Below are 9,193 nucleotides of genomic sequence, written 5' to 3'. Positions count from 1 at the left end.
ATAGCGAGTAAGCATACCAGTTGTGCTGGCGACCATAGCAAGAGTGAACCACCTGATCCCTTCCCGAACTCAGAAGTGAAACCTCTTAGCGCTGATGGTAGTGTGGGGTCTCCCATGTGAGAGTAAGGCATCGCCAGCTCATTATTCCAAAAGCCCTCTGCTCACGCAGGGGGGCTTTTTTTATAGAAAAAATAAAGATGAAATAGAAAAAGGCTTAAATAAATTTAAGCCTTTTTATTTATGGATTAATATTTCTGGAATGCATTTAATTAATCATTAGTACGTTCTAATTACATCGATTTTTTAAGTTGCTTCTGGTGCGTTAAAACTTCTTTTGCATATTTTTTGCCTTGTTTACGCATTTTCCGATCTTTCTCATAGGCAGTAGGGCCTACATTATAATAGCCCAGCGCTTTTTCTAGGCTGCCACTAGATTCCTGATAACGTGACAGAATATAACTCCCACATCCAATATTTATTGCTTCATTAAATAAATCAGGTCCACATGTAGATTGCCAATAACGCGGAACAATTTGCATAAGACCCACAGCACCTGCAGGTGAAGCGACCTGACTGCGATAGGTAGATTCCTGTCGAATCACGGCTGCTACTAGCAAGGGATCTAGACTATGTCTTTCGGCATTTTGAATAATTAAAGGTGAAACGCGAGTAGCAGTTATCGCAGGCACAGCATATGCAGTCTGAATTCCTTGAGACAGTTTAGCAGAGCGTTTTTCTAAGGAATTACCTCCTAGTGAGGAGCAAGCACTTATTAATATTGTACTTAAACCAAGTATCCCAATTTTTAAAGTAGTAGGATTTAAGACCTTTAATAATGAATAGTTTTTGCCAGAAAATTTGCCCAACAACTTTCAGCTTCCCTGTATTTTTAAAATTAGATTGATCTTAGGAAGATGTATGAAAATCGTCAAGAAATTAGATGATTTGTTTACAAAGACAAATTAGATTTTATTGAATAATGAATTTTTTATGAAGAATTGTTTAAAGAAAAGCCAATTAACAGTCGAATTTGTATCTCAGGCTTTTCTTTAAAGTGTATGTGTTTAGATGCACAAGAAAGCTTAGTCTAAAGTTTTTAGCATCCAGATTTCACAAGCTGCACTATGACCTGTATTGCCTTCGGGATGATCGAGATGTTCAAAACCTAATTTTTCGTAAAGCTTCACTGCCTGCCAAAGACTTGCAGTAGTCTCAAGATAGATTCGTTTAAAGTTCTGCTCATGAGCAAAGTCAAAGGTCAGATTTAAAATCTTTTTTGCAAATCCATAACGACGAATAATGGGTAAGAAATACATTTTCTGTATTTCTAGAATACTCTGATCACCCTGTAATGGCGCAATACCTCCGCCACCAAAGACTTGATCCTGCTCATCGATAATGACCCAATAAGCTGCATTTGGCTGCTGATATACTTCATACAGGTTATCCAGGATTGAATCACCGACAGCAAAACCGGATTCTGCTGCAAGTCCGAATTCTACGGAAACTTCACGAATAATCTTGGCAATTTGAGCATTATCTTGAGGTTGTAGAGGACGAATAGAATACATAGGTTATGACATAAAAAAGGATGGAAATTTTATAGTCCGAAAACCATAAAAAATCCATCCTTTTTGTTGATTCATTCTTTAATGAAGCGGTATTTCCAGTTTTTGATTATTTTAATTCACTTGAAGATTTACCTAGTTCACGTCGAGCAATAATCAGTTGCTGGATCTGTTGAGTTCCTTCAAAAATATCCAGAATCTTGGAGTCACGTGCCCATTTTTCTAAAAGTTCTGCCTCGTTATAGCCTATAGATGCTGCTAATTCGACACATTTCAAAGTGATTTCATTCGCGATACGACCCGCCTTGGCTTTAGCAATAGAAGCTTCACGGGAATTAGGCTTACGATTATCCGCCATCCACGCAGCTTTTAACATTAATAAACGGGCAGATTCCCATTCGGCTTCCATACGATAAATCTGCGCTGCAATATTCGATGTTTGTAAGTAAGGTGTATGGTACTCAGAATCTAGCTGATCCTTAAAAATTTCCTTGGTTCTCTCTAAAGAAGCTTTAGAGCAACCAATTGCCATCGCTGCAACGAGTGGGCGGGTATTATCAAAAGTTTCCATGACCCCAGCAAAACCCTTGGCCACATCAATTTCAGCATGTCCAAGCAAATTAGCAGCAGGTATACGACAATCAATAAAACTAATTGCAGCCGTATCCGAGGCTTTAATGCCTAGCTTATGTTCCAGACGCTCGATTTTCATGCCGGGTGTGCCTTTGGGTACGACAAAGGATTTAATTGCAGCACGGCCAAGTTTTTTATCTAAAGTCGCCCAGACGACAACCGCATCTGCACGTTCGCCAGAGGTGACAAAGATTTTTTCACCATTGAGGATATAGTCATCACCATCTTTAGTGGCAGTGGTACGAATGGCAGCTGAATCCGAACCACAGCCTGGTTCAGTAATCGCCATCGCTGCCCATATACCATGAAAGCGTTGCAACTGTTCGTCATTAGCAACGGCAGCAATGGCTGAATTTCCTAACCCTTGACGCGGCATGGATAAAAGCAGTCCAGTATCACCATAACACATTTCGACAATACTAAGTGCTGTCGACATATTGACGCCATTTTTATTGCTTTCATCGCTATCACCGCGTTTATTGACCGCAGCTCCTGCATTCATGCCTTCGCTGCCTTGGTTCATACCATCGACGACAGAGGCAAGCATATCCAACTCTTTCGGATAAGCATGTTCAGCTTTGTCATACTTGCGTGAAATAGGGCGGAGTACATTCAGGGCAACTTCATGTGCCTGATCAATCAGCAATTTGAATTTTTTAGGATTTTGCAAGTTCATTTATTTTTATCCTTATTCTTTGCTCAGGCATGAAGGCCAGAATGTACGATTGCTGTTGCTCTTAAGTCCCGATACCAGCGTTCTACCGGATGTTCTTTGGTGAAGCCATGTCCGCCGAGAATCTGTACGCCATCTGTGCCAATTTTCATGGATTTTTCTGCACAGAGCAGACGGGCCAGATAAGCTTCTCGATGAAAGTCTTGACCAGATTCTGCAAGACTGGCGGCATTCAGGATCAGCATTTGCATGGCATCAATTTCAATCGCCATATCTGCAATCATAAAAGCTACACTTTGCCGATGGGAAATTGGTTCACCAAAGGCTGTCCGTTCATTGGCATATTGCACACAGTATTTTTTAACCGCTTCACAGGTACTGACCGCCATGGCACACCACATTAAATTGCCTAGATCAAGAAAAGCGGTGTAATCAAAATCGTCATCTCCCAAGCGTTGTGCCGGTGTGTTATTAAATTTGAGATTCACAGTTTGAGTGGCTTTCAAGCCCATAGCCGGAGATTTTTGTGCAGTAATGGTATTATTGCGTTGCACAATAAATACTTCGGTTTTGCCATTCAGATCTGCACTGACCAGATAGATATCAGCAGTTTCTCCGAGCATCACCAAGGTTTTTTCACCATTAATTAAATAGTGATCTCCATTCGACGTTGCTTGAGTTTTTAACTGATAAGGATTAAAGGCAGCTGTTGCTTCCTGTACTGCGAAGGTGGCTTTAAGATGCGGATCATCGGCAAATGCAGTCAAATACTCAGTCTGAACCTGTTCTGAACCCCAACGGGTAATCGCATTAATCACACTAAAGGTAGAAAGCAGACCAGCAGTTAGACTGAAATCACCTTGAGCCAACTGTTGAGCCATCAGGACATTGCTGACGATATTCTGTTCTGCAGCTACACCACCTAAAGCTTCAGGCAGCGCATAAAAATTAAGACCCAGATCAGTTGAATATTGCCAGAGTTCCTTTGGGAAGATTTCATGATGATCTGCATCATGTGCCAAAGGATAAAGGACTTCACTGGCAAACTGCTGCATCGCCTCACAGGTCATTTGCTGTTCTTCAGTCAGATTCAGATCAAACAGGGATTTGGACTGATGTGGCAAACGTTGTCTTTGAATTTTCTGACCAGATTTCAGAATTTTCTGAGTCTGGCTGAGTGTTTTAAAACCTGCTTTGGAGCTTTGATAAAGCGATTTTTCTAAAAATTTACGCAGCTTTAATTGGTCGAGTAAATCACTTCCTGCCACTTTGGTCAGGATGGACAAGCCAAACCCTTGTGCTTTGTTCACCATATTGTTCATTCTAATTATCCTACGGGGTGTTATCTTATCTGCCTGATGTTGACATGCAGCTCTAGAAAAAACCATGTCATCAATGACATGATTCATTGTCAATTTATAATTAAAATAAAGAGGGGATTTAAAAATTTAAGATATTGAAAATAAATAGAAAAATAAAATAAGAAAAATTTGGTTTTTATCAAAAATTGACCCGAATGACAAAATCATCCGGGTCTTATATAAGGCTAATAATAACTTAGTCGTTTAGAGATGACGTTTAATCATTGCGCGTACATTAGTTTTCGCATCAATCACCGTCATGAAGGTATAAGCGCCAATGAACTTACGGCTGATAAACATAAATTCTTTAGGCGGTACACTGAAATAACGTGAAGCCATGGATTTAGAAGCTTGCTGCATTACCCGGCTATGAAGCTGGCTTTTTTTCCAGTTATAGCGGTCATGTTCATCCATCACGCCTGGAGGCAGGTCTTTATTGTTCATTGGCGAGCTGAAGGCTTCTGTGGCTAACAGGAAGACTTTCGCCATATCCGGTTTGATGCTAGGCGGAATAGAATCAAAGAATTCATAACCGGTCATGGCTTTCACCATCATGTCTGAATCATGATGATAACCGGCCTGGATCAGGTTACGCGCTACATTGAGTAGATGCTGGTCAAATTGACGGATTGCACCGAAGTCGAGAAGCACAATCTTGTCCTGAATATTTTCGCCATCCCCTAGACGTACCAGATAATTGCCGAAATTCGGGTCAGTCTGCATCTCACCCCATTCAAAAATCTCACGTACTGCGATTTCAAGGGAAGCCTCACCCAGTTTATTACGACGTTCCTGTGGTAGAGACAGCATTACTGGACTATTGATGGGTACACCACGTTCAAAGGTCATACACAGAACACGGTCAGTACAATAGTTATCGATGATGGTCGGTACGATATATCGTGGATCATTTTGCAGACGTTTACAGAAACGACGGGTCGTATCCGCCTCAATTTTATAATTGACCTCACGATGCATCATCTCACGAACTTCATCGAACCATTGATCAAATTCACGGGTTTGCGGCACCATACGGGTCAATTTGAGCATGTTCTTAAACAGGCTCATATCAGAATCAATAGCCTCAGCTACACCCGGGTACTGGATTTTAAGCACCAGTTCCATGCCATCTGACTTGCGTACAGCACGGTGAACCTGAGCCAAAGAGGCGGTACCTAAGGGCTCATGATCAACCGTCAGATCATCTAGCTTGGAACCTAATTGCTGCTGTAATTGGGCTTTGATCGCCGGCCAAGCCAAAGCGACTGTTTTATTATTTAAGGTATTTAAGGCTTGAGTAACTTCTTCTGGCAGAAAATGCTCGCCATACAGTGCCATCATCTGGCCAATTTTGACAATTGAACCTTTAAGCTTGCCAATTTCTGCAACCAGATAATCGGCCTGTTCTTTCATGGCTTTTTTGCGTCTTCTTTCTTTTTCTTCTTCACTCGAGAACATAGAACCCGCACTGGATGCTGCCCAGCGCGTACCTGCCAGCAAAGATGCCTTTGCGATCGATAAGCGTCGATCCATTGAGGAAGTTTTCAATTGTTTAAGCTTATCGTTCTGATCTGACATGTAAACTCAATCCTTTTATCAGCATAAAGCGGAATAAATCATTGTAGTGGATATTACCGTGTCTGCACGTATTAAAAAAGTTTAAGCCGCTGAATTCACGGTGAAAATCTCGGCAAGAGCATATCGCTTGCCGTTTTGACCAGTGTAGGGTGAATATTATGACATTTGAAATTGAATTTTTAATTCAGATCGTTGTTGTAACTGTTGTTTATTTGTTTGAATATGTTGATGAATTAGGTTCTGGACTGTTTCATGCATAAAACCCAGCGCATAACCCTTCACAATAATGATGCTTGGCAGGCTAAAAAACAGGTATTTGGCATCTTCCAGAGTCGCGCTACTAAATACGCCTTGCTGCATTAATGTGGTTTGTAAAAATACCTTTTCCTGCTGCACCTGACTGGATAACTGGTCATTCCAGTAGTTCTGGCGCATGGCCATAAGATTGTTGTGCTTATAGCTCATAAGATCTGGGCTCGTTTGGACATCATTGCCGAATTATATGCGGCCATAAAATCAAGTTTCAACCAAAGAACTGTGATATCTTTTTAAGCGAGAAAAATATAGGATTTTATCGAGGACTAAGTTAGTATCAGGCAATAATTTAAACAAGATTCATTATTCAATATTGATTGGAAACAAGCCAGTTTTGGTGAAGGGGTTATTATGCGTTTTGCATGTTTGTTAATGGCAGGTTGTTTGGGGACGGTGGCATTACAGGTTCAGGCTGCCACAGGTTATTCTCAGGAATATACCCAGTGCATGAACTTTAGTTATGGCAATACAGCTAAACTGCAGAAATGTGTGAAAAAAGAATTAAAAGCACAGAATAAACGTCTGAAGAAAAACTATAAGACTTATCTGAAATTGAATGCGGGCTATCGTAATAATATTCGTGATCAGCATACGTTGTGGCAACGTAAACTATCACAGCAATGCAAGCTGACCATGAATACCCAATATGCCCAGATTAAACAGGGTCAATGTGCGCTAGAGATGGTAAAAGATCAGGCGAATTTGTATCAATCGCGTTCTTATCGTGCCGGTGCTTAAACTGGTTTTAAGTTAATAAATCCTTCCGGAAATAGCGATAAATCTTAAAAAGCAGGATTCTAATCTGTCTGAAATCCAGAAGAGCTGTAATTGATAAACCATGGAGAATTCGGGTTTTTCATGGTTTTGGCATTATAAAAGACCTCAAAACAAGGTATCATAAGGCGTTTTAAAAAATGACCTTGGAGACGCCTTAAGTGGATCGACCGACTATTAGCCCTGAACATTTGCAGGAAGCCGCTGAAAATTTAACTACCATTCGTGATTTTATTCGTTTTGGAGTTACAGCATTACGTCAATACGATGCGCACTTAGGTCAAGGTACAGAAGATTATTTTGCTGAAAGTTCAGCGCTGGTTCTGCAAACCTTGTCACTGGACTGGAATGCAGACCCTGAAATTCTGGATTCTAAATTATTGCCGAGTGAAGTCGCTGAGTTCTTGAGCTTGCTGGAACGCCGCATTAATGAACGTGTTCCAACCTCTTACTTATTGAATCTGGCCTATTTCTTCGGTAAGCCATTCTATGTCGATGAGCGTGTTCTGATTCCACGTTCGCCAATTGTCGAGCTGATTGAAAACCGCTTTGCTCCTTATTGCCTGACTGAAAATGGTGAAATGGGCACAGCAGTAAATAACCTGCCAGAAAACCCGAATCCAAAAACTCCACAACGCATTCTGGATATGTGTACCGGTTCTGGCTGTATTGCGATTGCATTGGCCTATGCTTTCCCGGATTCAGAAGTGGATGCAACTGATATTTCTAAAGAAGCTTTGGAAGTGGCTCAGATTAACTGTGAACATCACAGTAAGCAGTACCAAGTAGCATTACTTGAATCTGATCTGTTCGCTAAAATTCCAGCTGAAAACCAATATGATCTAATCGTATCTAATCCTCCATATGTCGATGCAGAGGATATGGCTGATCTTCCTGATGAATTCCATCATGAGCCAGAGCTGGCATTGGCTGCTGGTCAAGACGGTCTGGATCTAGTACGTAAGATGCTGGCTCAAGCAGCTGATTACCTGACTGAAGACGGCCTGATCGTGATTGAAGTGGGTAATTCTGAATGGGCGATGAAGCAAAACTTCAATACCGTTGATTTCCACTGGTTGCAGTTCCAACGTGGTGGTTCAGGTATCTTTGCACTGACTGCAGCCCAATGCCGTCAATATCGTGATTTATTCATTCAATCTGTTAATTCATAAGGAGTCGTTGACATGGCAGGTAATAGTATAGGGCAACTCTTCCGTGTAACGACTTGTGGTGAATCTCATGGTGTTGGCTTAATGGCCATTATTGATGGGGTTCCACCCGGGATTGAACTGTCTGAAGCCGATTTGCAAAAGGATCTGGACCGTCGTAAGCCGGGTACTTCAAAATTTGCAACACAGCGTAAAGAGCCAGATGAAGTTGAAATTATTTCAGGTGTGTTTGAGGGTAAAACTACCGGTACTTCAATCGGTCTTTTAATCCGTAATACGGATCAAAAATCGAAAGATTATGGCAATATCGCGCAAACTTTCCGCCCGGGTCATGCAGACTATACCTATACCCAGAAGTATGGTTTTCGTGACTATCGTGGTGGTGGGCGTTCAAGTGCGCGAGAAACTGCGATGCGTGTTGCAGCGGGCGCGATTGCCAAGAAATTCCTGTTTGAAAAATTCGGTATTGAAATCCGTGGTCATGTGACTCAGATCGGTACTGAAAAAGCAGAAAAACTGGACTGGAATGAAGTTCCAAATAACCCGTTCTTCTGTGGTGATGTCGATGCCGTTCCACGTTTTGAAGCACTCGTGACTTCATTACGTGAGCAAGGCACAAGCTGTGGCGCACGCCTTGAGATCATTGCTTCTAAAGTGCCAGTGGGTTGGGGTGAACCAGTATTTGATCGTTTAGATGCTGATATTGCCCATGCCATGATGTCAATCAATGCCGTGAAAGGCGTGGAAATTGGTGATGGGTTTAGTGTCGCTGAGCAGTTCGGTCATGAAACCCGTGATGAACTCACAACAGATGGCTTCCTGGCGAACCATGCTGGCGGTATCTTGGGTGGTATTTCTAGCGGTCAGGATATTCGTGTTTCGATTGCGTTGAAACCAACGGCTTCCATCACAACTCCGGGTAAAACCATTACCATTAATCGTGAAGATACGGATGTCCTGACCAAAGGCCGTCATGATCCTTGCGTGGGTGTACGTGCAACCCCAATTGCTGAAGCGATGCTAGCAATTGTTTTGATGGATCACTTCATGCGCCATCGTGCACAAAATGCCGATGTCGTTGCGCCGTTTGAGCCAATTGAACCTAAATAATTTGCTTTATAG

The 9,193-nt window shown here is 41.8% G+C and carries 9 protein-coding genes and 1 rRNA gene; 4 read left to right on the top strand and 6 right to left on the bottom strand.

Annotated features, from left to right (window positions below; genetic code table 11):
• The first annotated feature begins 24 nt into the window (after nt 1-24).
• A 5S ribosomal RNA gene (gene rrf, locus FTV25_RS02275) occupies nt 25-139 on the top strand.
• Between the two features lie 151 nt (nt 140-290).
• Here rrf and FTV25_RS02270 read toward each other — a convergent pair.
• The 6 genes from FTV25_RS02270 to FTV25_RS02245 form a co-directional block, all read right to left on the bottom strand.
• On the bottom strand, nt 291-869 hold the full coding sequence (locus FTV25_RS02270; protein WP_166138226.1) for a lytic transglycosylase domain-containing protein: 579 nt from the start codon (nt 867-869) through the stop codon (nt 291-293).
• 213 nt (nt 870-1,082) lie between these two features.
• Complete coding sequence (locus FTV25_RS02265) at nt 1,083-1,571, bottom strand: GNAT family N-acetyltransferase (RefSeq protein WP_166138223.1); 489 nt, start codon at nt 1,569-1,571, stop codon at nt 1,083-1,085.
• Nucleotides 1,572-1,677: 106 nt separating this feature from the next.
• Nucleotides 1,678-2,877, bottom strand: a complete 1,200-nt coding sequence (locus FTV25_RS02260; protein WP_180002076.1) for an acyl-CoA dehydrogenase family protein — start codon at nt 2,875-2,877, stop codon at nt 1,678-1,680.
• Between the two features lie 23 nt (nt 2,878-2,900).
• Nucleotides 2,901-4,187 (bottom strand): acyl-CoA dehydrogenase family protein, encoded by a 1,287-nt coding sequence (locus FTV25_RS02255; protein WP_180002080.1) that lies wholly within the window; start codon nt 4,185-4,187, stop codon nt 2,901-2,903.
• Between the two features lie 252 nt (nt 4,188-4,439).
• A complete protein-coding gene (locus FTV25_RS02250) occupies nt 4,440-5,813 on the bottom strand; it encodes an AarF/ABC1/UbiB kinase family protein (RefSeq protein ID WP_005235905.1) in 1,374 nt (457 codons plus the stop codon).
• A 156-nt stretch (nt 5,814-5,969) separates the two neighbouring features.
• On the bottom strand, nt 5,970-6,278 hold the full coding sequence (locus tag FTV25_RS02245; RefSeq protein ID WP_004785493.1) for a hypothetical protein: 309 nt from the start codon (nt 6,276-6,278) through the stop codon (nt 5,970-5,972).
• 201 nt (nt 6,279-6,479) lie between these two features.
• Here FTV25_RS02245 and FTV25_RS02240 point away from each other — a divergent pair, with 201 nt between their 5' ends.
• From FTV25_RS02240 to aroC, 3 genes are all read left to right on the top strand, one after another.
• Nucleotides 6,480-6,866 (top strand): DUF1311 domain-containing protein, encoded by a 387-nt coding sequence (locus FTV25_RS02240; protein WP_180002075.1) that lies wholly within the window; start codon nt 6,480-6,482, stop codon nt 6,864-6,866.
• A 197-nt stretch (nt 6,867-7,063) separates the two neighbouring features.
• Nucleotides 7,064-8,074, top strand: coding sequence for a 50S ribosomal protein L3 N(5)-glutamine methyltransferase (prmB, locus tag FTV25_RS02235; RefSeq protein ID WP_180002074.1), 1,011 nt, complete (start codon nt 7,064-7,066; stop codon nt 8,072-8,074).
• A 12-nt stretch (nt 8,075-8,086) separates the two neighbouring features.
• Nucleotides 8,087-9,181 (top strand): chorismate synthase, encoded by a 1,095-nt coding sequence (gene aroC / locus FTV25_RS02230; RefSeq protein WP_180002073.1) that lies wholly within the window; start codon nt 8,087-8,089, stop codon nt 9,179-9,181.
• The last annotated feature ends 12 nt before the right edge of the window (nt 9,182-9,193 follow it).

The organism is Acinetobacter sp. YH12249, assembly GCF_013417475.1.
In the GTDB taxonomy this organism is placed as follows: domain Bacteria; phylum Pseudomonadota; class Gammaproteobacteria; order Pseudomonadales; family Moraxellaceae; genus Acinetobacter.
Note: the sequence above shows the minus strand (reverse complement) of the source record. Positions and strands in the feature narration are given on the sequence as shown.

Excerpts from the sequence above, each read along its gene's own strand:
- FTV25_RS02255 (WP_180002080.1), bottom strand. The coding sequence starts at position 4,187 with ATGGTGAACAAAGCACAAGGGTTTGGCTTGTCCATCCTGACCAAAGTG.
- FTV25_RS02245 (WP_004785493.1), bottom strand. The coding sequence starts at position 6,278 with ATGAGCTATAAGCACAACAATCTTATGGCCATGCGCCAGAACTACTGG.
- FTV25_RS02265 (WP_166138223.1), bottom strand. The coding sequence starts at position 1,571 with ATGTATTCTATTCGTCCTCTACAACCTCAAGATAATGCTCAAATTGCC.
- FTV25_RS02250 (WP_005235905.1), bottom strand. The coding sequence starts at position 5,813 with ATGTCAGATCAGAACGATAAGCTTAAACAATTGAAAACTTCCTCAATG.
- FTV25_RS02260 (WP_180002076.1), bottom strand. The coding sequence starts at position 2,877 with ATGAACTTGCAAAATCCTAAAAAATTCAAATTGCTGATTGATCAGGCA.
- FTV25_RS02240 (WP_180002075.1), top strand. The coding sequence starts at position 6,480 with ATGCGTTTTGCATGTTTGTTAATGGCAGGTTGTTTGGGGACGGTGGCA.
- aroC (WP_180002073.1), top strand. The coding sequence starts at position 8,087 with ATGGCAGGTAATAGTATAGGGCAACTCTTCCGTGTAACGACTTGTGGT.